General features: G+C 44.5%; 24 protein-coding genes. 10 read left to right on the plus strand and 14 right to left on the minus strand.

Annotated features, from left to right (window positions below; genetic code table 11):
* Window positions 1–120 precede the first annotated feature (120 nt).
* The 3 genes from ACOJRU_RS12915 to ACOJRU_RS12925 all read left to right on the plus strand — a co-directional run bounded on the left by ACOJRU_RS12915 (window position 121) and on the right by ACOJRU_RS12925 (window position 2,691).
* Window positions 121–978 carry a PA4780 family RIO1-like protein kinase gene (locus ACOJRU_RS12915; RefSeq protein ID WP_421132148.1) on the plus strand — a complete coding sequence of 286 codons (858 nt, stop codon included), beginning with the start codon at window positions 121–123 and terminating at the stop codon, window positions 976–978.
* A 291-nt stretch (window positions 979–1,269) separates the two neighbouring features.
* Window positions 1,270–1,968: a TVP38/TMEM64 family protein gene (locus ACOJRU_RS12920; RefSeq protein ID WP_421132149.1), complete on the plus strand. Its 699-nt coding sequence runs from the start codon at window positions 1,270–1,272 to the stop codon at window positions 1,966–1,968.
* Between the two features lie 12 nt (window positions 1,969–1,980).
* Window positions 1,981–2,691, plus strand: a complete 711-nt coding sequence (locus ACOJRU_RS12925) for a phosphatase PAP2 family protein (protein ID WP_421132150.1) — start codon at window positions 1,981–1,983, stop codon at window positions 2,689–2,691.
* A 96-nt stretch (window positions 2,692–2,787) separates the two neighbouring features.
* Here ACOJRU_RS12925 and ACOJRU_RS12930 read toward each other — a convergent pair whose 3' ends face one another.
* Together ACOJRU_RS12930 and ACOJRU_RS12935 are read right to left on the minus strand one after the other, a co-directional pair.
* Window positions 2,788–3,945 carry a PQQ-dependent sugar dehydrogenase gene (locus tag ACOJRU_RS12930; protein ID WP_421134769.1) on the minus strand — a complete coding sequence of 386 codons (1,158 nt, stop codon included), beginning with the start codon at window positions 3,943–3,945 and terminating at the stop codon, window positions 2,788–2,790.
* A 181-nt stretch (window positions 3,946–4,126) separates the two neighbouring features.
* Window positions 4,127–4,495 (minus strand): PilZ domain-containing protein, encoded by a 369-nt coding sequence (locus tag ACOJRU_RS12935; protein WP_421132151.1) that lies wholly within the window; start codon window positions 4,493–4,495, stop codon window positions 4,127–4,129.
* 213 nt (window positions 4,496–4,708) lie between these two features.
* On the opposite strand from ACOJRU_RS12935, the gene ACOJRU_RS12940 reads away from it, so the two are divergent.
* Window positions 4,709–5,953, plus strand: coding sequence for a DEAD/DEAH box helicase (locus ACOJRU_RS12940; RefSeq protein ID WP_421132152.1), 1,245 nt, complete (start codon window positions 4,709–4,711; stop codon window positions 5,951–5,953).
* A gap of 64 nt (window positions 5,954–6,017) precedes the next feature.
* On the opposite strand, the gene ACOJRU_RS12945 is transcribed toward ACOJRU_RS12940, so the two are convergent.
* Entirely contained in the window at window positions 6,018–6,350 is a 333-nt protein-coding gene (locus ACOJRU_RS12945; protein ID WP_421132153.1) for a hypothetical protein, read from the minus strand.
* Between the two features lie 212 nt (window positions 6,351–6,562).
* Here ACOJRU_RS12945 and ACOJRU_RS12950 point away from each other — a divergent pair, with 212 nt between their 5' ends.
* Together ACOJRU_RS12950 and ACOJRU_RS12955 are read left to right on the plus strand one after the other, a co-directional pair.
* Window positions 6,563–6,781, plus strand: coding sequence for a DUF2945 domain-containing protein (locus ACOJRU_RS12950; RefSeq protein ID WP_421132154.1), 219 nt, complete (start codon window positions 6,563–6,565; stop codon window positions 6,779–6,781).
* An 18-nt stretch (window positions 6,782–6,799) separates the two neighbouring features.
* Window positions 6,800–7,375, plus strand: coding sequence for a DNA-3-methyladenine glycosylase (locus tag ACOJRU_RS12955; protein WP_421132155.1), 576 nt, complete (start codon window positions 6,800–6,802; stop codon window positions 7,373–7,375).
* A gap of 24 nt (window positions 7,376–7,399) precedes the next feature.
* Here the strand turns inward: ACOJRU_RS12955 and ACOJRU_RS12960 are convergent, their stop codons facing one another.
* Window positions 7,400–7,717, minus strand: a complete 318-nt coding sequence (locus ACOJRU_RS12960; RefSeq protein WP_421132156.1) for a hypothetical protein — start codon at window positions 7,715–7,717, stop codon at window positions 7,400–7,402.
* A gap of 104 nt (window positions 7,718–7,821) precedes the next feature.
* The gene (locus ACOJRU_RS12965; RefSeq protein ID WP_421132157.1) at window positions 7,822–8,961 is read right to left on the minus strand and encodes an AI-2E family transporter; all 1,140 of its coding nucleotides are present in this window, start codon (window positions 8,959–8,961) and stop codon (window positions 7,822–7,824) included.
* 561 nt (window positions 8,962–9,522) lie between these two features.
* Here ACOJRU_RS12965 and ACOJRU_RS12970 point away from each other — a divergent pair.
* Both ACOJRU_RS12970 and ACOJRU_RS12975 read left to right on the plus strand, forming a co-directional pair.
* Window positions 9,523–9,687, plus strand: coding sequence for a DUF1328 domain-containing protein (locus ACOJRU_RS12970; RefSeq protein ID WP_421132158.1), 165 nt, complete (start codon window positions 9,523–9,525; stop codon window positions 9,685–9,687).
* Between the two features lie 167 nt (window positions 9,688–9,854).
* Entirely contained in the window at window positions 9,855–10,100 is a 246-nt protein-coding gene (locus ACOJRU_RS12975; protein WP_421132159.1) for a DUF4235 domain-containing protein, read from the plus strand.
* A 97-nt stretch (window positions 10,101–10,197) separates the two neighbouring features.
* Here ACOJRU_RS12975 and ACOJRU_RS12980 read toward each other — a convergent pair whose 3' ends face one another.
* The 3 genes from ACOJRU_RS12980 to ACOJRU_RS12990 form a co-directional block, all read right to left on the minus strand.
* A complete protein-coding gene (locus tag ACOJRU_RS12980) occupies window positions 10,198–10,950 on the minus strand; it encodes a DUF6174 domain-containing protein (RefSeq protein WP_421132160.1) in 753 nt (250 codons plus the stop codon).
* A gap of 89 nt (window positions 10,951–11,039) precedes the next feature.
* Complete coding sequence (locus ACOJRU_RS12985; RefSeq protein WP_421132161.1) at window positions 11,040–12,113, minus strand: alcohol dehydrogenase family protein; 1,074 nt, start codon at window positions 12,111–12,113, stop codon at window positions 11,040–11,042.
* 11 nt (window positions 12,114–12,124) lie between these two features.
* The gene (locus tag ACOJRU_RS12990; RefSeq protein ID WP_421132162.1) at window positions 12,125–12,631 is read right to left on the minus strand and encodes a TetR/AcrR family transcriptional regulator; all 507 of its coding nucleotides are present in this window, start codon (window positions 12,629–12,631) and stop codon (window positions 12,125–12,127) included.
* A gap of 209 nt (window positions 12,632–12,840) precedes the next feature.
* Between ACOJRU_RS12990 and ACOJRU_RS12995 the strand changes: the two genes are divergently transcribed.
* Window positions 12,841–14,784, plus strand: coding sequence for an acyl-CoA thioester hydrolase/BAAT C-terminal domain-containing protein (locus tag ACOJRU_RS12995; protein WP_421132163.1), 1,944 nt, complete (start codon window positions 12,841–12,843; stop codon window positions 14,782–14,784).
* A 229-nt stretch (window positions 14,785–15,013) separates the two neighbouring features.
* Here ACOJRU_RS12995 and gcvP read toward each other — a convergent pair whose 3' ends face one another.
* The 3 genes from gcvP to gcvT all read right to left on the minus strand — a co-directional run bounded on the left by gcvP (window position 15,014) and on the right by gcvT (window position 19,562).
* On the minus strand, window positions 15,014–17,923 hold the full coding sequence (gene gcvP, locus ACOJRU_RS13000) for an aminomethyl-transferring glycine dehydrogenase (protein WP_421132164.1): 2,910 nt from the start codon (window positions 17,921–17,923) through the stop codon (window positions 15,014–15,016).
* A 121-nt stretch (window positions 17,924–18,044) separates the two neighbouring features.
* On the minus strand, window positions 18,045–18,434 hold the full coding sequence (gene gcvH, locus ACOJRU_RS13005) for a glycine cleavage system protein GcvH (protein WP_421132165.1): 390 nt from the start codon (window positions 18,432–18,434) through the stop codon (window positions 18,045–18,047).
* A 48-nt stretch (window positions 18,435–18,482) separates the two neighbouring features.
* Window positions 18,483–19,562 carry a glycine cleavage system aminomethyltransferase GcvT gene (gene gcvT / locus ACOJRU_RS13010; protein WP_421132166.1) on the minus strand — a complete coding sequence of 360 codons (1,080 nt, stop codon included), beginning with the start codon at window positions 19,560–19,562 and terminating at the stop codon, window positions 18,483–18,485.
* 139 nt (window positions 19,563–19,701) lie between these two features.
* On the opposite strand from gcvT, the gene ACOJRU_RS13015 reads away from it, so the two are divergent.
* Window positions 19,702–20,556 carry a LysR family transcriptional regulator gene (locus ACOJRU_RS13015; RefSeq protein ID WP_421132167.1) on the plus strand — a complete coding sequence of 285 codons (855 nt, stop codon included), beginning with the start codon at window positions 19,702–19,704 and terminating at the stop codon, window positions 20,554–20,556.
* Between the two features lie 337 nt (window positions 20,557–20,893).
* Here the strand turns inward: ACOJRU_RS13015 and ACOJRU_RS13020 are convergent, their stop codons facing one another.
* The 3 genes from ACOJRU_RS13020 to ACOJRU_RS13030 form a co-directional block, all read right to left on the minus strand.
* Window positions 20,894–22,171, minus strand: coding sequence for a M24 family metallopeptidase (locus tag ACOJRU_RS13020; RefSeq protein WP_421132168.1), 1,278 nt, complete (start codon window positions 22,169–22,171; stop codon window positions 20,894–20,896).
* 77 nt (window positions 22,172–22,248) lie between these two features.
* The gene (locus ACOJRU_RS13025; protein ID WP_421132169.1) at window positions 22,249–23,142 is read right to left on the minus strand and encodes an EamA family transporter; all 894 of its coding nucleotides are present in this window, start codon (window positions 23,140–23,142) and stop codon (window positions 22,249–22,251) included.
* Between the two features lie 64 nt (window positions 23,143–23,206).
* Entirely contained in the window at window positions 23,207–24,379 is a 1,173-nt protein-coding gene (locus ACOJRU_RS13030; RefSeq protein ID WP_421132170.1) for an FAD-dependent monooxygenase, read from the minus strand.
* Between the last annotated feature and the right edge of the window lie 30 nt (window positions 24,380–24,409).

Raw genomic sequence — 24,409 nt, forward strand, 5'->3', positions numbered from 1 at the left:
ACTGTTACATCACTGCTCTTACTTTTTAAGCCTGATATACTGATGCAGTACATTTAATAAAGACAAACAGAGTACCCAAAAAATAATGATGAAAAAACAACGCCATAATGCAGGCACTGTGTGAAGATACCTAAACGCTTACAGCCGCTCGTCGATGATGGTTTAATTGATGAAGTACTTAGCCGCTTGATGAGCGGGAAAGAAGCCGATGTTTTTGTGGTTCGCTGTGGCGAGCACGTTCGATGCGCAAAAGTATATAAAGATGCGGTAAAGCGCAGCTTTAAAAAAGCGGCACAATACCAAGAAGGCCGAAAAGTACGAGGCGGTCGCCAGGCTCGAGCCATGGGTAAACGGTCTAGTTATGGTCGCCAGCTTGAAGAAGAAATATGGCAAAATGCAGAAGTTGATGCCCTCTCTCGCTTAAATGAAGCCGGCGTTCGTGTGCCCGATACATACTGCTGTGTTGATGGTGTATTACTCATGGAGCTCGTGTCTGATGAAGACGGCGAGGTCGCGCCTCAATTGGGGCATGTTAGCATGGACAAAGACGAGGCAATCAAACAGCACACGTTAATGATGCGCAACATCAAACTTATGCTGTGTGCGGGCCTTATTCATGGTGACCTTTCCGAATTCAACGTACTGGTAGATGAAAACGGGCCTGTTATTATCGATTTACCCCAAGCCGTTAATGCCGCTGCTAATAACAGCGCCGAAGCCATGTTCGCCCGCGATGTAAACAACATGCGCCGCTATTATGGCGAATTTGCCCCCGAGTTATTGCTTACTCATTATGCGAAAGAAATGTGGGCACTGTTTGAAGAGGGTAACCTAACGCCTAATACTACTCTCACTGGTGAATTTGAAGAAAGTGAAGAAGCCGCTGATGTGGGCGCAATACTTGAAGAAATTCAAGCGGCGGAAGATGAAGAGAAAGCACGTTTGGCACGCATTAATCCAACAGATGATGAAGCCTAGCCCTTAATTTATCCGCTCACTATAAAAACGCGTCACTTTGTTTTAGTCATTATCTGCTAACGCAAAGTGATTGTTTATGTCATATCGTAGCGTGCCCGACGCCAATATTAACACTTCGTTATAACAACAACGTTTACGCTTTCAATGTGTTCCCTTTCGCTGTTCCTTTAAGATTAAATTAAAAAATATTTAATCTTTTCTACGTCCGTTCCGTAGCAACTCATAACGACAGTGATGTCAATCAACGTTAAACGCAGAATGTAAAACGTGATATGCAAAAAGGAATGGAATATGAAGAAGCGCAATATATGGATTGTAAAAGGGCTACTAGCAGCCGTGTTTATCGCCACTGTCATTCTATTATGGAAATATGTGGTTACGCGTGAGCAAGTAATTGAAGTCGTTGAGTATATTCGTTCGTTTGGTGCATGGACAGCTATCGTCTATTTTCTGTTATATACGGTGCTTGTTACCCTCTCTTTCCCATCGACCATTTTAAATATAACGTCCGGCATTTTACTGAGCTTTTCGGTTGCTTTAGGTGTGTCTTCACTTGCCGCGCTTAGCGGAGCATGTATCACCTTTTTGGTCGCGCGCTACGGAATGAAAGATAGCATCAAAAAGAAACTTGAGCATTACGACAGCAGTAAACAAGTACTTGAACTAGCCGAGGATGGTCAGTGGCGCTTTGTCATTTTACTACGACTTAACCCTTTCATTCCCGCCGTTCTTAAAAACTATGGCTTTGGCATCACCAATATTTCATTCAAACAATACGCTTGGTCATCGTTCGTAGGTCAGCTTCCTCTGGTGGCCTTGTATACCTATCTTGGATGGGTAGGTGGAAACTCGATGCTAAATAGTGACTCTCACCCCCCAACATACCAGTGGGCCATTTTAGCAGGCGGCGCTATTGTCAGTGTCATTATGACCATTGTGGCTTATCGCCATACCAAAAAACGTCGTCACGCCAACACTCAACCTGCATAAGGAGACGCTTAGGTGAATATAAAAAACATCAACCGTATAGATATAAACATGTTAGTGAGCGGAATGCTTCTAGCCGGCTGCTTATGGGCATTTGTCGAAATAGCAGGCATGGTAATGAGCGGCGGAACGTCGGCAATTGACGAGGCACTTTTATTACTATTTCGTACCGCGGATGACCTGTCAGACCCTATTGGTGCACATTGGGTAGAAGAGCTAATGCGTGATATTACAGGGTTAGGCGGTGTGGGTATTCTCACCTTTTTTACGCTAACCTCTGCGGCCTATATGCTACTTATTAAAAAACCTAAAATGGCACTGTTTATTGTGGTAGCAATAGTGACCGGAACGTTGCTCAGCTTCGCACTGAAGTATGGGTTCGAGCGCCCGCGTCCGGATTTAGTACCTCATGGCAGTTATGTTTATACCAACAGTTTCCCAAGTGGGCATTCACTTATGTCGGCATTAGTATACTTCACTCTAGGCGCACTACTGTCACGCGTTGAAAAGCGTAAACGGGTTAAAGTATTTTTGATGTCTATTGCGACATTGCTGACGGTAAGTATTGGTATTAGTCGGGTGTACCTGGGTGTACATTGGCCATCAGATGTATTGGCTGGATGGACTGTGGGTATATTCTGGTCCATATTATGTCTTATGCTTGCGTCTCAGTTACAGTCTTCAGGTAACATAGAACAAGAAGGGAATGACGGTGTAGCCAGCTAACAATATGCAAACGTAACGCAGCAGGATGGCACTATAATACCAAGCCTGCTGCGTTTGTTGAGCGTAAACAATTAGCCCCTTGCGGGGCGCAATAGGTTACTTCTCAAGTCTGATAAGACGTCCACCTTTTCCGTCTTCTAATACGTAGATATTGCCAGCGCCATCCTGCTCAACTTCTCTTACGCGTTTTCCCCATTCATACCGCTCAGCTTCTTCTACGCTCCATTTGCCATTATCACCCTTATCGAATTCGACTCGCACAAGTGCTTGGGAGGACAGTCCGCCAATAAAGCCATTACCTTCCCATTGGCTGAATAACTCACCTTTATAAATGATAAAACCGGCCGGGCTTATTGCAGGCACCCAGTCAAGTTCAGGCGATTTAAAGACAGGAATATCTTCATGATTGGGGATTTTAACACCTGAATAATGGTCACCCTGTGATACCGTGGGGTAGCCATAATTACGCGCTTTTTCAATGATATTCAGCTCGTCGCCATGACGTGGGCCCATCTCGTGTGACCATAAATTACCTTCTTCATCAAAGTCGATACCCAAAGGATTACGATGACCAAGTGTCCAAATTTGTTCGGTTATGCTGCCATTTCCATAAAATGGATTGTCTTCTGGCACACTGCCGTCGGCATTTAAGCGGACAATTTTACCTAAGTTCATTGCCATGTTCTGTGACGGAGTAAACTTTTGACGCTCGCCAGAGGTGATAAATAAGTGCCCATCAGGTGAAAAAACCATACGGTGTGAATAATGCCCATTGCCTGTCATCTTTGGAGACTGTTGCCAAATTAACTCTCTGTCAGTCAAATTCGCACCGGTATCGGTAATAGTGAGCGTTGCACGCTCAATCACCGCACCACTGTATGCATCGTCTTGCGGATCTCGCTCAATGTAAGACAGATAAATCGTGTTGTTAGTACTAAATTCAGGGTGGATAATAACGTCACCTAAACCGCCCTGCCCTCGCGCTATAATTTCAGGCAAGTTGGTTACTGAAAAACGCTTTTGCTGATTTTTATCAAGTAACCACATAACGCCTGGTTTTTCTGTCACCAAACTATGGCCATCCGGTAAAAACGTCATGGCCCATGGCTGGTCAAATGTTGCAAGCACATTACCGACTACCGCAGTACCCTTACTGCCTTGCATTTCGACTTGCTCAGCCCAACTGGACTGCACTGCAGTCGTAAAAGACGCAGCCATCACAGTGGCAAGCACCGCTAACTTTTGTTTGATCATTTTTTTCCGCATAATTTTCTTATCGTCCTCGTTTTTAATTCTATTTACCGTTCTTGCGATAGCCAATGCGCACAAGTATTTCACACAACTCGCCATTATGGGTATTTACGTTCGGTTTTGTGGTTAAGCTCAACCCACCAAGTGATTCACTTCGGTTGTTTGCAATGACTTAACTGTGGCGTTAACTAACGTGCTGCGTAGGGGTATCAATATGCTTAACACACTCAAACATAAACGCATCAACATCGTCTTCTTTGTGATGGTCACGATAGTGCAAACCGACCTCAGCGTTGTTATTAATATGTCTTATAGCGCCCTTAATGGTGCAGCTTACGTCTGAGTTTGGCAGTGTAAGAACAATTTTTACATTACTATCAGGAAGGTTTTGGGGCATTTCAGATAACAACTTGATGCGAATACCAGAATAACTCATATCGACCATATTGCCTTCTAAGTGAATGTTGTCTTCACTTAACGCGCTACTAATGGTGATGTTCGCATGAACGCCTTTAAGGCTTAATCGCGGATGTGTTCTTTTATCAGTTTTCATCACGGCTATTACCCTTGATTTTAGCTAAGCGTAGTACCGTGTGAGTAAAAAGCCAAGCGCAGCGTTGAGTATTTAAAACAATAACTATTACGTATCAACCAATTAGGCCTACCTTATTCATGCTCAAAGCAAAAAGACGAAAAATAGTGCCGCAAAGCTTACCCACAACACGTATTATGACGCCAATTTTTATACGTTGTGAGCTTTCCTCTTATGTCGTTTAGCACTTTAGGCCTTTGTACTGAACTTTTAAGTACGGTTACTGAAAAAGGGTACTCTGAGCCATCGCCCATTCAAAAGAACGCCATTCCTGCTATTTTAAATGGGCGAGATGTGATCGCCATTGCACAAACAGGCACAGGGAAAACCGCTAGTTTTTCGTTACCTATATTGCAGTTGTTGGCAGAAAAACCACGCCAACAAGAAGAAGGAATAAGAGCACTTATCCTTGCGCCCACGCGTGAGCTTGCCGCGCAAGTTGCCAAAAACGTTGAAACTTACAGTCAAAACATGAACATTCGCTCAACGGCAGTATTTGGTGGTGTGCGTATTGAGCCGCAAAAACATGCCTTGCAGCAAGGTGTTGATATTCTTATTGCCACGCCAGGACGTTTGCTAGATTTATATCAGCAAGGGGATATTAACGTCGATAACCTCGAAATATTAGTTTTAGATGAAGCCGACCGTATGTTGGATTTGGGCTTTGTTGAACATATTCAGCATCTACAAAGCTTATTACCTGAACAGCGTCAAACGCTACTGTTCTCTGCCACGTTTTCAAAAGAAATAAAAACGCTAGCGACACAGATGCTTAAGAATCCTGAAACGATTGAACTGGCAACCGCACACGATCATATTGAAAACATCACACAGATACTGCACCCGGTAGACAAAGCGCGCAAACATGAACTTCTTATTCACTTAATAAACAATAACGACTGGTCTCAAATATTAGTGTTCACGCGAACGAAACGCGGTGCAGATACCTTGCGAAATGAGCTTGAAGCATTAGATATTGCTGCCGAATCGATTCATGCGAATAGAACGCAACAAGCGCGCACGAAAGCATTAGACGGTTTTAGAGATGGCAGTATAAAAGTATTAATAGGTACCGACCTTGCAGCAAGGGGTATCGACATTCAGCAACTGCCTTGTGTAATAAATATCGATTTGCCATATGTACCCGAAGACTATATCCACCGTATCGGCCGCACAGGCAGAGCATCATCGAAAGGGTTAGCGATATCGTTATACAGTGACGACGAAGCAAAGCAACTAAGAGCGGTTGAACGTTTTACCGGGCGACAATTTAAGAAAACGTTTGTAGAGGGGTTTATTCCCAAACCCAAGCCCAAACCAGCGGCTGCGACTGAAGAAGACGCGTTATATGGAAATTTTGAGGCTGACGATAAATCGCAAGGTAAACGCAAATCAAAAGGACGTAGAAAGCGGCGCTAGGAACGACATTAAACCGTACGTATAAAGCACGTTCACCACCCAACGTGCTTCATTCTGTTACCGTTTAGCGCTCGAAAAACATATCAACTAAATCGGCTAGTGTTTCTTCAAGCTGTTCTTCAAACACATCAATATCGATATCAAAAGTCCCCATGTATTTAGCGGCATTTTCACGGGACACGGTATTGTTTTTTATCTGAAACTCTAACTCGGGTAGCGACTTGTCGTAGCGCGGTTTAACCACCCAACGTAAGCAGTACCCATGCTGACCTTTCAACTTTTGCTTGGCAAAGGTGCAAAACTCTTCAACATAATCTATGCCTTGCGGCCCAAGACATCCAGGCTCAATGCGGTACATTACCAACAATTTTTTGTATAGCGGAAGTCGTGTTTCCATTCTGTCTTTGCATTAGTCAAAGATTTGATTATCGACAAATTTTTCTCATTTTGCCAGTTTATGAATACACGCAGGCAATTAATGAACTTAAATCGCAACCCGCTCGTTTACATTACCACTACAGGATCGCGTTTTGCGACGTAAGCGGTCGATGGCATACCACGATAGTAAATAGCCGTTTGTCGCGTGAACGCATTAAAAAAGGATGTGAAATGAAACATTATGCAATTAACACTGAAGTAGAGTGGAAATGGGGAAATGGTCATGCCTCTGGAAACATTCGCAAAAAGTACACGGAAGAAATTGAATGCACCATAAAGGGTTCATCCGTTAAACGTGATGCGAGTGACAAAGACCCTGCCTACTTAATTGAACAAGATGATGGCAGTGAAGTCTTAAAGTCGCACAGTGAAATTCAAAAGGCTTCCTGACAACTCTGCATCGATATTGTGAAAATACCCCCGTCTTTTTTTACTCAAGTCGATGTGGTGAGCATCGCAAAAGGTCTACTCGGTAAATACTTATTTACTGAGATAGACACCGTTCGCACGGGCGGAATTATAGTAGAAACTGAAGCGTATTCTCACCGCAACGACCTAGCGATGGAAAAACATAAGGTACGGCGCCCCTCATCTGTAAGTACATTGGAACGCAATGGCGGTATTACCTACATCTACACAGTATATGGTCATCACAGTATGCTAAACATTGTCACAAATCGTGCTGGGTGTGCTGACTCGGTGCTTATTCGCGCCATAAAACCCATCGAAGGCATAGACGCTATGATGGCAAGGCGAAAGCTATCGACAACTAAGAGCCTTTGCTCAGGCCCAGGTAAGCTGACTCAAGCGCTTGGGGTAACCCCTTCTCTAAACGCGCTGAATGTAACGACCTCCAACATTGTCTGGGTTGCGGATAAAGGTAAGGTAATATCAAATAAAGAAATAGCGTGTTCACCCCGTATCGGTATAGATTATGCCGAACACGACGCACTGTTGCCATGGCGGTTCCATATAACCAGGTAGCCACTTTATTCGTTAAAGGCTTTGTTATTTTACAAATGCATAAGTGAGTTTACAGTCGATATATTTTAGTAACTTGTTTACCACTCGCGGAACGTTAATAACACCCTCTCCGTTTTCTGCTTTCACATAAATGTCGCACTCATCGTACGTAATTTGCTGGCGAATGATATAGTCGTTTAACTCGTCAAACAGCGTTTCTTTTAACGGCACAAGCCCGACAAAAGCAGCTGAATCGTCGCGCTTGGAAAATGAAGCGCCTTCAATTTCTCTTTTGAGCGTGTATGCTTGCATCGCATCTAAGTGCAGCAAGCGAAAATGGACGGTGATGTCTGGCTGTGTCAAAGGGGTACCTTATCATTGCTGTTTCGCAACATCATGCGATGATGCGTTATGTACTGCAATAGTACCCCATTTATAGCGGTATAGGTTATAGCAACAGCTGTCGCTTACTCTTGTGCTTCAATAAATTTTAGCCAATGAGGAAAGACTTCCATTTGCTGTAACGTAAGCTTGATACATACAAATATCGGCACCGCTAATAGCACGCCCAACATACCCCATAACCAGCCGCTGAGAAACAGCCAAACAATAATAACCAGTGGGTTAATTTGCATGCTTCTACCGAGCACCGTTGGCGTTATTATCTGCGATTCCAATATATTTAAGGTAATAAATACGCCTACTGGAATAAATGCCGTATCAATAAATCCAAACTGCACCACCCCTACAAACAGCAGTATACCCACGCTAATCACTGAACCTATATAAGGCACAAAGTTTAATAGGCCGACTATCGCTCCCCATAAAATGGCATCGCGAACACCAAAATACGCTAGCCCCGCTGCCGTCAGCGCACCTAACCCGGTATTGATGATGCTTATGGTTAAAATGTAGTGAGACAGTGCCTGTTGGATACTTTTAATCAATGCTCTAGCTCGATGTCTATTTTTGATAATAGGAAAGTCATTAATGATGACTTTAGACAGCGGGGGCCCGAATATGAGAAGGAAAAGCGTTAACACTATGGCGCCTAATACTTGAGCAAGAAATATAGGTGTGGCAAGCAGCATTTCAAACATCATTTGCCTGCTACCTTGCTTAAAACGCTCTTCGACCATGGTGTCGTCTTGCTTTTTAACAGGCTCTTTTTCAAACCAAGGGTAAGCCGTATTATTAACAGAGGGCTCTTTACCCTCTGCGTTTTGCTGTGTCCCATCAATAGCATCACTAAATTCTGTAAGCTGCTGCGTTACCTGCTCAGAAATTTGAGGCAACGCTTTCATCCACCTTTCTACTGGCTCTGAAAGTTCTAGTATTAAAAACATGAGAGGTGCAATTAGCATTGTGAGTAGCGTGATTGAAGAAATAGACCTCGGGATCCGCCACTCTTTTAGCTTGGTGACAATGCGGCTTAACAATAAAGCCACAAGCATAGAAAAAACCATAGGGATTATAAGCGATTGAGCGAAATATAACGTGTAGAGTGTCGAAAGTGCCACTAAGACAATAAGGAGCCTGACCACTCGAACATCCCTTGTTTTTACCTTGAAGTCGTCATGCCTGTGTAAAAGTGGATTTTGCTTCATTGCTTTGTCCCTGTCAGTTTGAAGATAGCGAAGCTGGTGTAAACTTTTTTGTTAGCACGTAACGTTATTACCTACATTCCTTTAAAATACAGATAGTATCTATATCCTCATTAGGTGCTGCTCGCTTATTGCAATGACCGTTGCAAGGCACGAGCCACTACTAAAAATACGTAGCCCTATCTTTGTTGCAACCTGTTTTACGTCGTCAGAAAGTGTGCGGAATGCAGGTAAGCGCTTATATTCTAAGCCTTATCTGGCCGAACTCAGCTCAGTTACAAATATTGGTATTGAAGTGAAAAAAGAAAAACGTATTGCCAACATGCACCGTGCCAGTCTGCAAACCTGTTTATTAAGAAATTTTTACAAACGTTTCGGTAAATTTGTTTAAGGATTGGTCGGCAACCTTACCTTCTCCTCAAAAATTTGGTTATATTTTTTTGAACGATATTTGCCTTGAGGCCGCGTATTCGCATTGATGAGCGACAAAGGATGGTACGGTTCGTAAAGTCGGCCTGCGCTTTGCAACACTACCTGTGAACTCACAAACTGAAGGGATACATTATGTTACGTTGGGCTTTGATATTTTTAGTGATCGCATTGGCTGCAGCAGTATTAGGTTTTGGCGGCATTGCCGGTTCCGCAGCAGGTATTGCCAAAATAATTTTTGGTATTTTCCTCATCCTATTGGTTGTTTCACTGGTCATGAATATGGTCAGGGGCAAATGAATTAAAGCAGGTTGAGGGGTGTGTAATAGCCACTCCCACGAACCTGCAAAAAACAGTCATTAATTGTTTTAATTAATGACTGTTTTTTTAAGTCCGGGCGGCAATCCGCTTGTGTAGGCGTATTCAATTCATTATTGGGCTACCGATATTATTGGGTGGGGAATATTATGAGTAACAAACAACTAATAACGACAGTAGGTGTCGGTCTTGCCGCTGCCTCTGCTGGCATGTTAGCCAGAAAGACATTACAGAAATCATGGGAGCAGGTAACAAACACCCCCGCTCCAAAAGACAAAGCACGCGAAGATACCGACCTTAAAGAAGCTGTTACATGGGCAGTGGTGTCAGGTATTGGTGCGGGTATTGCACGAACAGCCGTACAATACGCATTAGACAAACGTAAGTCTAAATAGCTATGTAAATAAGCAAAGGGCCAAACGGCCCTTTTAATTAATATTCACGTGAACTATTCGATGATGAATTTAACGCCCTGCGAGAGGGTGTTTTATATCACTCTGGAATTAATTCCACGTTAAGTTCTCGTGGAAGTACGTGGCATAAGTCTTTACCGATACCATAGTCGTTTACTTGAAAGGTTTGATAGCCTGCTTTTTCAATGGTAATTGAGTAAAAGCCGGGGCGCTCATCTAGCATCGTAATCGCTTCACTCTCTCCGCAAGTACCCATTGCGGTTTCATTAAAATCTTCTTCGGTTGCTGTAACCGTGGCATTGCACGCAATTGGCTCTTCGGTGATCTGGTCGGTAACAGACACTATCAAGCCACTTTCGACACTAGCTGTACAGGCAATATCGTCTTCTGCAACGACATTACTTACTTCAATTGTGTATTCGTCATCAGCCGTTTGGGCGTTACCATCAACTTGTATTCGTGTTGGGTACCCAAGTTGCGGGTGATAGCTAACGGTGAGCGATTCAGCACGACTTTCTTCTAATGCTATACGGTCAAATAATGTGGCGACAGTTTCAGAATCAACATTATCTAGCGACAGCGCAGTATTATTTTCGATTATCGTCTGCGACTCTACTTGGTTTGCGTTAACAACGACTAAGCGTGGACGCGTAACATCATCTAAGCAAAAGCACGAAATGCTATAGTCAAATTGATAGGTGTCGATGTTCGCACTTTCCCATTTTGCGCGATTAGCATTTAAGTCATCTAATATATTGTCTGAATCACTGTTGCAGGCAAAAAGTGTCAATGTGGTAGCGAGGATCACGCCATAGCGCGCTGGATTATTCATAGCTGTCCTTAGTAATGAAAAATAACTGCAAACGAAAAAATAGCCTATAGCGTTCTTTTTATACAGTCAATGGTCAACGACTCGGCTGATTAGGTTCGTACGCCACTCCCATCTTGCGGAATAGTTAATACAATTTTTCCGACATGCCGCTTTTGTAAAAATGCCTGTTGCGCCTCGACGATTTGGTTAAGTGGAAATGTTTGTGCAACAACAGGCTTAATTTTTTCCTGTTCTATAAAACATATTAAACGTTTAAATACGCCTGGTTCCAACACTGTACAACCAAAAAAAGACAAGTCTTTTAAGTAAAGCGTTCTAATATCAAGCGTCACCATAGCGCCTCCGATAGCACCTGAAACGGCATAACACCCTTTTGGCTTCAGTAGGTCTAACAAGCAAGGCCACTGCTCTCCGGCAACTAAATCAACGACAATATCTACACTGTTTTTACCCAGCATTTCTACTAAATCATCTTCGCGAAAAACTACTTTATCTGCCCCCAAGTCTGTTAATTGTTGCGCTTTACTTTTACTGGTAAGCGCAATGACATACGCGCCACGGGCTTTAGCTAACTGCACTGCAGCAGAGCCAACCCCACCGGACGCGCCCGTTACTAAGATGGTGCTCCCTTCTTTGGCCGAAGCACGATACAGCATGTTTTCAGCAGTAGAGTACGAGCAAGGAAACGAGGCCAGTTCTACATCACTATATCGACTGCTAATTTTGTAAGCGTGGAAAGAATCTACTGCCGTGTATTGTGCAAAGCCACCATCACATTCAGAGCCGAAATACCACGGTGACGTTAGCGTTTCGCCATTTGCTTTAATTAAGCATGGCTCTACTAATACCCGTTCTCCGATACGATCTGCGTTGACATTGTTGCCAACAGCAACAATTACTCCGCACACATCGGCGCCCTGAATACGCGGAAAATTAAGCGCACTCCCAGACCAACCCGCATCATCGCTGTTGTTATCTTGCTTTGAGTACCATGCTAGACGAGTATTTACGTCGGTGTTATTTACGCCAGCGGCCATAACTTTGATAAGCACATCATTGCTAGCAAGGGCAGGCAGCGCTATGTTTGTTGTATATCTGAGTGCATCAACATCACCATGCTTAGTAAGTTGTACACCATGCATTGTGTTAGGTAAATTGGTCATTACTTTCGCTTTTAAATAAGGTTTTTAATACTTTGCTTTGCAGATGAGACGGCTTGCTCACCCATTACAGGCCAGGCACTCGACACTCCCTCATGTAATAAAAACAGCGTATTAGACATTGACGGTAGTAAGCAGCGTTCGCCCAATAGCTGCCTTACATTATTTTTGTGGGTTTGTACTGCACCTCTAATCTCTTCATCCTCAGGGAAGGCAGAAAGCGCGTTTACAGATAAGCAGCCATTAGGTGCAAATTGCGTCATCCATAGCATTAGTCGATCAAAAATATGCAAAATTGCATCAATTCCTGGAGCAGGAATATCATCAAGTAAAAACGCTATATATCGCGCATGTCGATACTCGAGTGCCGCAATAATCATTGATTGCTTTGACGGATAGTGTTTATAAAGTGTTCTTAAACTGACACCACTACATTTTTGTAATGTGGCGACACTTGGCTCTGCAAACCCATGTTGACTGAAAGCAGTTTCTAGCGCTGCTGCTATATCTTGTTTTAACACCGTACACCTTCGGTAGAATGATTACTCTACCCTTATGGTAGAGTAATCATTCTACCCGTCAAGTCTTTCGTTAATACTTGATAAGAAACTGGCATTATCAACCTCAGCAGTTTTTGCCTCACCCTTCTGCGTGGAAAAGAACACTTACAATTGTGAGTTGAACTACTCGGTAATAGTCTGTTTAATAAAATAAAAAAGAGATTTTCGTTATGCTTATAAGGAACCTGTTGACGGGGTTAAGTACTGCTTTTTTACTGCTAGGGTGCAATGGTTCGGGCTATCCAGACAACGTAACCGTTGAACGCGTAGGTACGTTTCAGCTACGAGGTCTCTTAATTACACCTAAACATAACGAGGAAGCTTCTACACCGCCGTTAACCACAACCATTGTTCTCGGAGGCTCAGAAGGCGGCTTCTATGCGGCTAGCCAGACAGGTGTCAAGCTGGCACAAAAAGGGATTGCGGCATTGGTAGTGGGTTACTTCGGAATAGATACATTACCGCCAACGCTAAAAGAAATCCCAATTGAAAGCATTGACGCCGCAACGGCCTATATTGATTCAAACCCTACACTTTCCCGCAACCGTTGCCAGCAAATTCCCATCGTTGGTAGCTCACGTGGCGCTGAGCTCGCGCTTTTGTTGGGCGCGCACAGCGGCGAGTATGCCCCTATTATTGCGCTGTCTCCTAGCTCTCATGTTTGGGGAGCGATGGGAGACACAAATGCCGCTGCGTGGACATACCATGGCAACGCAATACCGTTCGTACCCCGACACTCAAACCCCGATTATTCCGCCGATAGGTTTGTCGGGGTAGATTACTTTAGGCAAGACCTGTCCCACCCAGATGCCGCAGCAAAACAGATTGACGCAGGTAAAATAAAGGGGCAAGTGCTGTTACTTGCAGGTGAAGACGATAAGTTATGGCCCTCCGCGGAAATGGCGGCAGCACTGCAAAAGGACATCGCGTCGCAGGGCGTCTCTTCGCGCGTAAATACAATTATCTATCCGGATGCCGGTCATGTGATTAGCCCTGGCATGGAGAGTAACCTTACACAATTTAAAAACGAAAATGGCCAGATAATCATGCTTGGTGGCACGCCCGAGGGAAATGCGTTTGCACAAAACGACACGTTACAGCGCATGGTTCGCTTAATAAAAAACCCCACCTGCTACAAAAGTACCGCTACTTTTAATCAATATAAATTGAATGACTTAAGGGAGTTCTTAGAGGCAAGCAATACTTCATCAATGGTTTTGATGAGAGGCAAAGAAGTCATTTTTGAATTTGGTGACATACACCAAAAACATACTATTCACTCTATCCGTAAGCCAATGCTTAACGCATTATTTGGTATTTATGTTGATAGGGGGATCATTGATTTAGACACAACACTTACCGAACTCGACATAGATGACATAACCCCCCTAACCGAGATTGAAAAATCAGCAACAATTCGAGATATATTGCAGTCGCGTTCGGGTATCTATTTACCTTCCGCAGCTACAAGTCAGAGTATGCTGAATGGATTTCCAGAACGAGGCGCATTCACCCCAGGAGACCATTACGTTTACAATAACTGGGACTTTAATGTTGCCGGTGCCATTTTTGAAAAACTTAGTGGGAAAAGCATTTATTCGGCCTACTTCGAGGAAATTGCAAAACCACTTGGCATGAAGCAATTTAACGGTAAACACACCACGATAGTTGCGGATACTGATTTAACAACACTTAACGTTGATGGTTTTTACCAATTGGAGCCAGAAAAATCTAAGTTCCCTGCGTATCATTTTCGAATGTCTGCCTATGACATGGCACTTTTTGGTCAGCTCTATGAGCATGGTGGCATGTGGGACAATAAGCAGTTAATTTCAAAAGAATGGATAGACAAAAGCACAACATCGTACTCGGTGACCAATGCTTATATGGATTTCGGTTATGGCATGCTTTGGAACGTTATTAATGCCAACGAAGAGCGCCCTAATAAAGCGTTTTATCATACTGGTGTAGGTATTCATATGCTTGGCGTATACCCTAGCTCCGATCTCGTTTTTGTACACCGTGTACAGACAGAAACAGAGTATAAGTTTGACCAACAAAAACTGTACGCCATTATTGGCAAAATATTCGATGCGCTCGAAGAGCGAAATTGAGTGACGTTTACCGATATGTTCATTGTGTCACAAAAGTAACTGCACTGCAGCCGCGTTCAAATCGGTTTCGTCGTGGGAATTACATTCACATGACCAGTATTTTCAGAACACCTTGCATGAGAGCTTTAACACTTGGAAGAACTCGTGAGGCATAAAAAAAGCGAACCATTTCTGGTCCGCTTTTTTCTATTTTAGTATCCACAATTTTAATTGCAGTTAGTCAACCAACCTATTCCTCAGAATAGCTCTCAATGCTCGGGCATGAACAAATCAAGTTACGGTCGCCGTATACGTCATCAATACGGTTAACCGTAGGCCAGAACTTGTTTCTGTGTACTTCTGGTGCAGGATACGCCGCTAGCATGCGGTCGTAACTGCGGTTCCAGTCGCTGTCACAGATGTCAGCTAATGTGTGCGGCGCGTTGTGCAGCGGGTTGTCTGTGGCATCCCACTCACCGCTTTCTACTTTCGCCACTTCTTCACGAATGCTTATCATGGCATTAATGAAACGGTCTAGCTCGTACTTGGCCTCTGACTCTGTTGGCTCAATCATAAGCGTTCCCGCTACTGGGAAGCTCATTGTTGGCGCGTGGAAGCCGTAATCATTTAAGCGTTTTGCAATGTCTACTTCGGTAACGCCGCTTGCTTCTTTAAGTGGGCGCAAGTCAATAATACACTCGTGCGCTACGCGGTCGTTGTTACCTTTGTAAAGCACTGGATAGTGCCCTTCTAGCTTCTTCGCCACATAGTTAGCGTTAAGAATGGCAACTTCAGTAGCACGGCGTAGGCCTTCACTACCCATCATTTTAATGTACATATAACTGATAGGTAGAATAGACGCGCTTCCCCATGGCGCAGCGGAAACTGCACCGCAGTCTTCACCTGCTGTTTCTACATTCACTACTGAGTGGTTAGGTAGGAATGGCGCAAGGTGCGATTTAACTCCGATAGGTCCCATACCTGGGCCGCCACCACCGTGTGGAATACAGAAGGTTTTGTGCAGGTTAAGGTGCGACACATCAGAGCCAATAAAGCCTGGCGATGTAATGCCCACCTGCGCGTTCATGTTCGCGCCGTCCATATATACTTGGCCACCGTACTGGTGAACAATGTCACACATTTCGCGTACGGTTTCTTCGTATACACCGTGCGTAGACGGGTATGTGATCATAGCGCAAGATAGGTTGTCGCCTACTTCTTCTGCTTTCTTGCGAAGGTCGTTAAGGTCAACATTACCGTTCGAATCACACGCAACTACAACCACTTTAAGGCTAACCATTTGCGCTGAAGCAGGGTTAGTACCGTGTGCAGAGCTAGGAATTAAGCACACATTTCTGTGACCTTCGCCACGGCTCTCATGATAACGCTGAATAGCAAGTAAGCCGGCGTATTCGCCTTGCGCACCCGAGTTAGGCTGCATAGAAAGTGCATCATACCCTGTCACATTAATTAGCCACTCTGCTAACTCAGCAATCATCTCTTGATACCCGATTGCTTGGTCTAGTGGTGCAAACGGGTGAACTTGGCCAAACTCAGCCCAAGTAACTGGGATCATTTCAGCGGTTGCATTTAGCTTCATGGTGCACGAGCCCAATGAAATCATTGAGTGGTTCAGTGCCAAATCTTTATTTTCAAGGCTTTTGATATAACGAAGCATCTCTGTTTCAGAGTGATATTTGTTGAATACTTCATGCGTAAGGATATCGCTGGTACGTACAAGTGCGTCAGGAATAGACTTCACGCCTTGCGTAGTTACTTCTGCATCGACATCTTCTACGGTTAAGCCATGACCTTCGCCAAGGAAAATGTCGAAAAGCGCATTAATATCTTCACGGGTCGTCGTTTCGTCAAGTGCTACACCTACCGCACCGTCAAGGTCTGCACGAAGGTTCATGCCTTTTGCATAAGCGTTTGCTAGCACCTCTTCTTTATTGCTTACCATAATAGTTAGCGTGTCGAAGTAGGTACTGTGCTTAAGAGCAATGCCCTTATCCGCACCTTTTTGAATAAGCCCTGTGGCTAGAATGTCGGCAAAACGGTGAATGCGCTCAGCAATAGTTTTAAGACCTTGCGGACCGTGGTATACGGCGTAAAAGCTTGCCATATTGGCAAGTAGTACCTGTGCAGTACAAATGTTCGAGTTCGCTTTTTCACGGCGAATATGCTGTTCACGAGTTTGCAGTGCCATACGCAGCGCTTGGCGACCACGGGTGTCTTTACTTACACCAATAATACGCCCAGGTAGTGAACGCTTGTAGCTATCGCGCGTTGCAAAGAATGCAGCATGTGGACCACCGTAGCCCATTGGCACACCAAAGCGTTGCGCACTACCTAGCGCTACATCAGCCCCTAGCTCACCGGGTGACTTAAGCATTACTAAGCTCATCAGATCTGCCGCTACAGCAACAATACCTTTGTTTGCTTGAACCGCTGCAATCACATCGGAAATGTCTTTAACTTCGCCGGTAGAACTGGGGTATTGCAGTAATGCGCCAAACACATCATGATTCGATGCATCTTCACTAGGGCCTGTTACAATGCCAAAGCCAAACATATCGGCACGGGTTTGCACTACATCTAATGTTTGAGGGTGAACATCGTCCGACACGAAAAAGAGGTTTGATTTCTTATTCTTTGATACACGTTTGGCAAGGCCCATGGCCTCAGCCGCCGCTGTACTTTCATCAAGTAGCGATGCAGAGGCAAGCTCTAGCCCAGTAAGGTCAATGGTAACTTGCTGGAAGTTAAGAATGGCTTCTAAACGGCCTTGGGCAATCTCTGGCTGATAAGGCGTGTAAGCAGTATACCAACCTGGATTTTCTAGTACGTTACGAAGGATCACGTTAGGTACATGGGTGTCGTAATAGCCCATTCCGATGAAAGAACGGTTAATTTTGTTTTTCGCCGCAACCGCTTTTAGTTCGCTTAATGCTTCAACTTCTGTCGCACCTTCACCGCATTTCAATGGTTCAGGTAACGCAATACCTGCAGGCACAGTTTGCTCAACTAAATCGTCAAGCGAGGCAGCACCAATAGCAGACAGCATTTCATCTATTTCAGCTTTACCCGGGCCAATGTGACGACGGATAAACGTATCTTTTTGCTCAAGCTGAGCCAATGTAGGGGAAGTATTCGACATAACGTTATTAAGCACTCGTATTGATTGCCGCAAGGGCGCGTTAAATCTTAAAGTTAAAAAGGGGCTGAATTGTATTCATGCCCCTTTTTTAATAATGTATCGTTTGAAACTGCGTAACGAATTACTCTTCGTCGATGCTGTTTTCGTAACCTTCTGCGTCTAGTAAACCTTCTACCTCTGCGGCATCGTCGGCTTTAATTTTAAATAACCAACCGTCGCCATATGGGTCTGAGTTTACCATCTCTGGTGAGTCTTCAAGGTCTTCGTTTACTTCAACCACTTCACCGGTAATTGGTGCGTATACATCTGACGCCGCTTTTACCGACTCAGCAACACAAACGTCGTCACCAGTAGTCACTGCATCGCCAACATCAGGCAATTCAACAAAAACCATATCACCTAGTAAACCTTGGGCATGCTCAGAAATGCCTACAGTAAAGATACCGTCACCTTCTGGACGAACCCATTCATGTGTAGCGGCGTAACGTAAATCAGTTGGGATGTTGCTCATAATCGTTCCTGTTATTCTCTGTTAACTTGGGGCCTATTGGCGCAGACCCTATAAAACACTTTTTCCATTGCGAACAAAAGAGGGCTTAACCACTTTTACTGTAACCCACTTTTTGCGCATTTCCACTTCAACCGTGTCACCAACATCACGCGGTACACGTGCCATCGCTACTGAGTGGCCAAGCGTAGGTGAAAACGTACCTGAAGTAATAACACCTTCGCCGTTTTCAGTTTTAACTTTAAGCCCATGACGAAGCACGCCTTTTTCGGTCATTACTAAGCCTACGAGCTTGTCGGTTCCCGCTTCACGCTGCGCTTCTAAAGCCTGACGGCCTACGAAGTTACGCTCTGCTGGCTCCCATGTGATTGTCCAACCCATGTTAGCAGCAAGGGGCGATACCGTTTCATCCATATCTTGGCCGTACAAATTCATTCCCGCTTCTAAGCGAAGTGTATCGCGCGCGCCCAAGCCACAAGGCATAACGCCTGCGTCTAGTAAACCTTGCCAAAAGCTCTCGGCTTGCGCGGTAGGCACCATAATCTCGTAGCCTGCCTCACCGGTATAGCCAGTCGTGGCTATAAATAAGTCTTCTGCTTGTACGCCAAAGAACGGCTTCATATCGGCAACGGCTTCTTTTTGCGCTGCACTGAAAAGCGTCGCAGCTTTTTCTTTCGCGTTAGGCCCTTGTACTGCAATCATTGCAAATTCAGAGCGCTCGGTAATGGTTACGTCAAAGCCTTCGGCTTTGCTCATTAACCAGTTCATGTCTTTTTCGCGTGTGGCCGAGTTAACCACTAGGCGATAATTGGTTTCATCGAAGTGATAAACAATGAGGTCATCAACCACCCCGCCCTCTTCATTAAGCATGCCGCTGTAAAGGGCTTTACCTTTAACGGTAAGCTTCGCTACATCGTTTGCTAATAGAAATTGAAGGTAGGCTTTCGCTTGAGGGCCTTTTGCATCAACAATAGTCATATGAGACACATCAAACATGCCAGCGTCTTGTCGAACGGCATGGTGCTCTTCAATTTGCGATCCGTAGTTAATTGGCATATCCCAGCCAAAAAAGTCGACCATTTTCGCACCAGCTTCAAGGTGCTTTGCGTGTAGGGCGGTAGTGTTAGTCATTCCACTTTTCTCATTTATAAATGATAGAAAACAGGATGAAGTATAGTGGGGTAAATAACGTGCAACAAATTGGAATTTCTTATCAATACATTTACAATACTAATGTATTGACGCGATTACATCAGGAATTCAAATCAACATGAAACAGCTGTCTTTAGATAATTTACGCACATTTGTTAGCGTTATTGAGCTTGGTGGCTATGCCAAAGCGGGTGATTTCTTAGGCCGTTCTCAACCGGCTATTAGCTTGCAGATAAAAAAGCTTGAATCACAACTTAACAAGAAGCTTTTTACCAAAGTAGGGCAACGGCATGTACCAAGCACTGATGGCAACTGGCTTTACCCAAAAGCAAAAGAGCTGCTTGAGTTAAATGATAATATCTTTAGAAGTTTAACACCTGCCCCGCTCAGCGGACGGTTACGTTTGGGTATACCAAACGAGTTCGCCTCTACCCTACTTCCCGGATTGATTGGGGAGTTCTCTAAGCGTTACCCTGATGTATCGCTGGAAGTGACGTCAGCGTTGAGTCGAGATCTGCTGCACCCAAGCCAACGCGATCACTTCGACCTTATTTTAGCGCTAGTAAACCCAGACGAAGATACAGAAGGCGATGTGGTGCTTGAAGATGATGTGGTATGGGTGGGTGATGTATCTCATCCGTTAGTGGGCGACAATATTCCGCTAGTGCTTGCGCCCGATGGCTGCATGTATCGAAGCCGCGTTATTGATGAGTTAAAACAACAAACGTTCGCGTGGAAAATTACGTATACGAATGCAGATTTAACAGGACTAGTGGCCGCCATTCAGCAAGGCCTCGGGGTGACTGCGCTAGCACGCTCAAGTGTGCCTAAACATTTAATTTCATTGAATCACCCGCACCTTCCGGCCTTGGGAAAAGTGAACATCTGCTTATTTAATCAAGACACGCAGCACCCGGTAATTAGTAAAACGCTAGCAGACTTCTTTACAACAAGACTGAAAGCTAACCGTTAACGCGAGCAAAAGCGCCAATATTAAACTGATGTAATACTTTTGTATAATTTTAAACCTTTATCGACTCTACGCTGTAATGATAGACGATTAAATCAATCTAAGGGTAAGGCAATGTTAATAACGATAGTGTTAACGGTTACTGTTGGAGCGGTTTTAACGTACTTTTTTAAGGAAGAAATTGCGCGCAGAGATCGCCTAAATAAGAAACCGCTTGTGGTAAAACAAACTCACCATAAACATCGCGAGTTCAGTCTTCATTCTTCCGACTAAATACACATGCAAGATACGTTAAACGGTGTGGTGTAATGAATTTACCACACCGTTTTATGCGTATACATTATGCGTTGAGTGGAATGAGCTTGCCTAAGGGCTGAGTTAGGCTCTCGGGGGGCTCGGTGAAATAACGCGGCCCTGTGGTTGTCATGTACAAACAATCTTCTAACCGCACGCCAAATTTTCCAGGAATATAAAGCCCCGGTTCGTTTGAAAAGCACATACCTTGTTTAAGCGCAGTTTGCTCACCTCGCACAAAATTTACGCTCTCATGCCCTTCCATCCCAATGCCGTGGCCAGTTCTATGACTTAAGCCGGGTAAGGCGTAATCTTTATCATAGCCCTTTGTGACATAATATTTGCGTACCGCATCATCAACATTACCTGCCGGCGCACCGATTTTTGCCGCACTGAATGCCACGTTCTGCCCTTCTCTCACTGTATTCCACACGTCTACAACCTGTTGTGACGCTTTCCCAAATACCAAGGTTCTACTTATATCACTTTGGTATCCGTGCACACTACAACCACTATCCAGCAATACCACCGAGCCTTCTCGTATCACTTGTTTAGCATTAGTGCCGTGAGGATAAGCACTGGCATCATTAAACAGGGCTAAACACCAAGTGTTACTGCCACCCAACTGCTGTTGCGCGGTATTCATTATATTTTTTACTTCGGCCTGGCTCATCCCTAGTGCTAATTGTGAAAATACATGATCGTATGCGCGAAGCGTTACTTCATTCGCTTTATGCATTAACGTAAGTTCAGTTGCAGTCTTATACATTCTGCAGCCACGTGTAATCGGTTCAGCAGCCACAATATTTAAGCTAGGTAGCGCATTGGTTACCCCTGTCACCACGAAGTAGCGAACACTGCTTTCAAACCCGATATTGCCCCGCGTAATTCCCCGTGACTTTAAGATATCAGCCACTACATCAAACGGGCTTTCATGCTCTTGCCACACACGAACATCATCACCAACCTTAAGTGATTCAAGCACGCTAGGCTTTTCAAAAAATGGTGTGACTACCGCAACATCGCCTTTTTGCGGAATAATAAGTGCCGTAAGCCGCTCACTGCGCCACCACTGGATACCTGAAAAGTAATCCATGGCAGCGCCTGGCTCAATCAGTAAGGCATCAATATTGTTCGCCTTCATTAACTGCTGCGCACGTTGAATACGTTGCTGTCGTTCTTCGCGCGTAATGGGTGCTACATTCTCGGTTATGTCGGTAAGCGTGTTTTTAGATGCTATTGCATCGGGCGTTTGTGCAAATGCCGATAGCGGTGATAACGCAAGGCCGGCTCCCGTTAACTTCAAAAAATCTCGTTTATTCATGGTTTGTCCTGTAGTAAAAAGCGCAAGCTATGTCGTTATATTTTTTGTGCGCTTAAAAATGAGTGGCTAGGCAAATGTTATACCCACATCACCATAATAGCCGCTATTCCTATCATAAGTGAGCCAACTATCTCACGTTTCGTTACTTTGTCGTTTAGCAAATAATGTGACACCAACAGCGTAAGCAGCACTTCCAATTGCGCTAGCGTTTTTACATAGGCCACCTGCTCTAACGCCACCGCAGTGAAGATGCAGATAGAGCCTAAACAACTTAAAACACTGATTAAAACAACCCTTTTCCAGTGTAGTAATAATTGTCTAAGCACATTAGGCTTCTTAATGGCTAAAAAAATTACAAGGCCAAATGACTGAAGCCCCAGCACCCATATTAGTGTCCATGCGGCTGCTACTAGCGTACTAATATTAAGTAGCAGCGTGGCCTCACGCACAAGTAATGAGGTAGAGGCGAAGCATACACCGCATGCCAAGCCGAGCAGCAACGTACGGGCGCTTATACGCTTGGTATGGGCATGTTTACCGACACTTAAAATAATTACCGCTATGGCGCCTACTATAATACCTAACCACCCAAGCGGGCTGAGATAACTTGAAAAGAATAATGTACCCAGCACGCCTGCAACCAACGCTTCGCTTTTTGCAAGCCCGGCGCCTATCGCAAAGTTTTTTTGTTTAAATAAGGTGACCATTAATGACGTGGCCGCTATTTGAAATAATGCGGCAAGAATTACAATTGCAATAAAATCAAACGTAACGCTATGCGAAACTACGTATAAATCGACGTGTTCAACATGACTAACCAGCAATAAATAAACACAAGCAATAGGCGGGGCAAGTAGAAAACGGGACAATGTGACACCCAGCACATCAACGCTGCCGCTGAGCTGGCTTTGCATGGCGTTACGCAGCGTTTGAAAGCATACGGCACCAACGGTAAATAAAATCCAGATCACTTATCGCCCTTTTTCAAACGCCAATAAAAAAGGCCTGTTTAAAACAGGCCTTAAAATGTTGATGCTATAACCCCATCGCATGGGTAATAAATGCATGTTTCACCGGCGCTATTTTATCAGTTACCGATAACCCGATACCTCGCACCATTTTTTTCAATGGGTCGTTTCCATCAAATAAAAGCTTAAAACCGTCCATTGCGGCTATCATCTTAACGGCTTCAGATTTTCTTTCTCGCTCGTAAGCCCGGAGATTTTTAAGCGCGCCGATATCTTTTTGCTCGCTAATTAATGCACTAAGGTGATGTGCCAACGCTTGCGCATCTTGCATTCCCAAATTAGCCCCTTGGCCTGCGAGCGGGTGAATGGTGTGTGCAGCATCTCCTGCCAACACGATGCCGTCCTTTGCCCATTGTCTTGCATAACGCATAGTCAAAGGAAAAGACACGCGCGTTGTTTCTAGCGTCACGTTACCTAATACCATATCGCAAGCAACCGCCAATGCATTGCAAAAATCATCATCACTTAATGAAAGTAGTGTGTTTGCGGCTTCAGGTGCCTGTGACCACACAATAGAACATACATTCGGGTCGACCATTGGTAATAATGCTAATGGCCCTGTTGGGGTAAACGCTTGTCGTGCCACATTGCCATGCGCCTGCGCCGTTCGGATATTCGCGACAATAGCGGTGTGCTCGTAATCTTTGAACGTGATGGGGAAACCTGCATGCTTTCTTACTATCGAGTTTGCACCATCGGCACCCACTAATAAGCGACACGACAACGCATCACCATTATCAAACATCACCATCGTTTGGTTGGGCCCGCTGAGGATCCTATCGACACCCTGTTCGTAAAACGACACGTTAGACTGGCCTTGTACTTGTTCTAAGAGCCCATTTACTAACGCTTGATTTTCAATAATAACGCCAAGCGAATCTGCTGCCACATCGTCGCTATTAAAATGAATGTCGCCAAAGCTGTCTTTGTCCCACACGTGCATAGCATGATATGCATTCGCTCTATCCTGTTGAACGTGATCCCACACTCCAAAGCCTTTCAAAGCAGCGATATTGGCTTGATTGATAGCACTAACCCTGGCGGTAGGTTTATCACCGGCAGGCACTGCAATAGCCCCTTTATTGACTATGGCAATGCTGCATGCAGTGTTCTGCAATGCACTTGCAAGTGTAAGGCCTACAATACCACCGCCTATTACGGCTACATCAACGTGTTGCATAACTATCCTTTTCTAAAAACAGCGGCGCTG

The organism is Alteromonas algae (assembly GCF_049117195.1).
In the GTDB taxonomy this organism is placed as follows: domain Bacteria; phylum Pseudomonadota; class Gammaproteobacteria; order Enterobacterales; family Alteromonadaceae; genus Alteromonas.

What these genes read in the sequence shown, in the direction of transcription:
- ACOJRU_RS12920 (WP_421132149.1), top strand. Translation starts at nt 1,270, where the DNA reads ATGAAGAAGCGCAATATATGGATTGTAAAAGGGCTACTAGCAGCCGTG.
- ACOJRU_RS12930 (WP_421134769.1), bottom strand. Translation starts at nt 3,945, where the DNA reads ATGATCAAACAAAAGTTAGCGGTGCTTGCCACTGTGATGGCTGCGTCT.
- ACOJRU_RS12935 (WP_421132151.1), bottom strand. Translation starts at nt 4,495, where the DNA reads ATGAAAACTGATAAAAGAACACATCCGCGATTAAGCCTTAAAGGCGTT.
- ACOJRU_RS12940 (WP_421132152.1), top strand. Translation starts at nt 4,709, where the DNA reads ATGTCGTTTAGCACTTTAGGCCTTTGTACTGAACTTTTAAGTACGGTT.
- ACOJRU_RS12945 (WP_421132153.1), bottom strand. Translation starts at nt 6,350, where the DNA reads ATGGAAACACGACTTCCGCTATACAAAAAATTGTTGGTAATGTACCGC.
- ACOJRU_RS12950 (WP_421132154.1), top strand. Translation starts at nt 6,563, where the DNA reads ATGAAACATTATGCAATTAACACTGAAGTAGAGTGGAAATGGGGAAAT.
- ACOJRU_RS12965 (WP_421132157.1), bottom strand. Translation starts at nt 8,961, where the DNA reads ATGAAGCAAAATCCACTTTTACACAGGCATGACGACTTCAAGGTAAAA.
- ACOJRU_RS12970 (WP_421132158.1), top strand. Translation starts at nt 9,523, where the DNA reads ATGTTACGTTGGGCTTTGATATTTTTAGTGATCGCATTGGCTGCAGCA.
- ACOJRU_RS12975 (WP_421132159.1), top strand. Translation starts at nt 9,855, where the DNA reads ATGAGTAACAAACAACTAATAACGACAGTAGGTGTCGGTCTTGCCGCT.
- ACOJRU_RS12980 (WP_421132160.1), bottom strand. Translation starts at nt 10,950, where the DNA reads ATGAATAATCCAGCGCGCTATGGCGTGATCCTCGCTACCACATTGACA.
- ACOJRU_RS12985 (WP_421132161.1), bottom strand. Translation starts at nt 12,113, where the DNA reads ATGACCAATTTACCTAACACAATGCATGGTGTACAACTTACTAAGCAT.
- ACOJRU_RS12995 (WP_421132163.1), top strand. Translation starts at nt 12,841, where the DNA reads ATGCTTATAAGGAACCTGTTGACGGGGTTAAGTACTGCTTTTTTACTG.
- gcvP (WP_421132164.1), bottom strand. Translation starts at nt 17,923, where the DNA reads ATGTCGAATACTTCCCCTACATTGGCTCAGCTTGAGCAAAAAGATACG.
- gcvH (WP_421132165.1), bottom strand. Translation starts at nt 18,434, where the DNA reads ATGAGCAACATCCCAACTGATTTACGTTACGCCGCTACACATGAATGG.
- gcvT (WP_421132166.1), bottom strand. Translation starts at nt 19,562, where the DNA reads ATGACTAACACTACCGCCCTACACGCAAAGCACCTTGAAGCTGGTGCG.
- ACOJRU_RS13015 (WP_421132167.1), top strand. Translation starts at nt 19,702, where the DNA reads ATGAAACAGCTGTCTTTAGATAATTTACGCACATTTGTTAGCGTTATT.
- ACOJRU_RS13020 (WP_421132168.1), bottom strand. Translation starts at nt 22,171, where the DNA reads ATGAATAAACGAGATTTTTTGAAGTTAACGGGAGCCGGCCTTGCGTTA.
- ACOJRU_RS13030 (WP_421132170.1), bottom strand. Translation starts at nt 24,379, where the DNA reads ATGCAACACGTTGATGTAGCCGTAATAGGCGGTGGTATTGTAGGCCTT.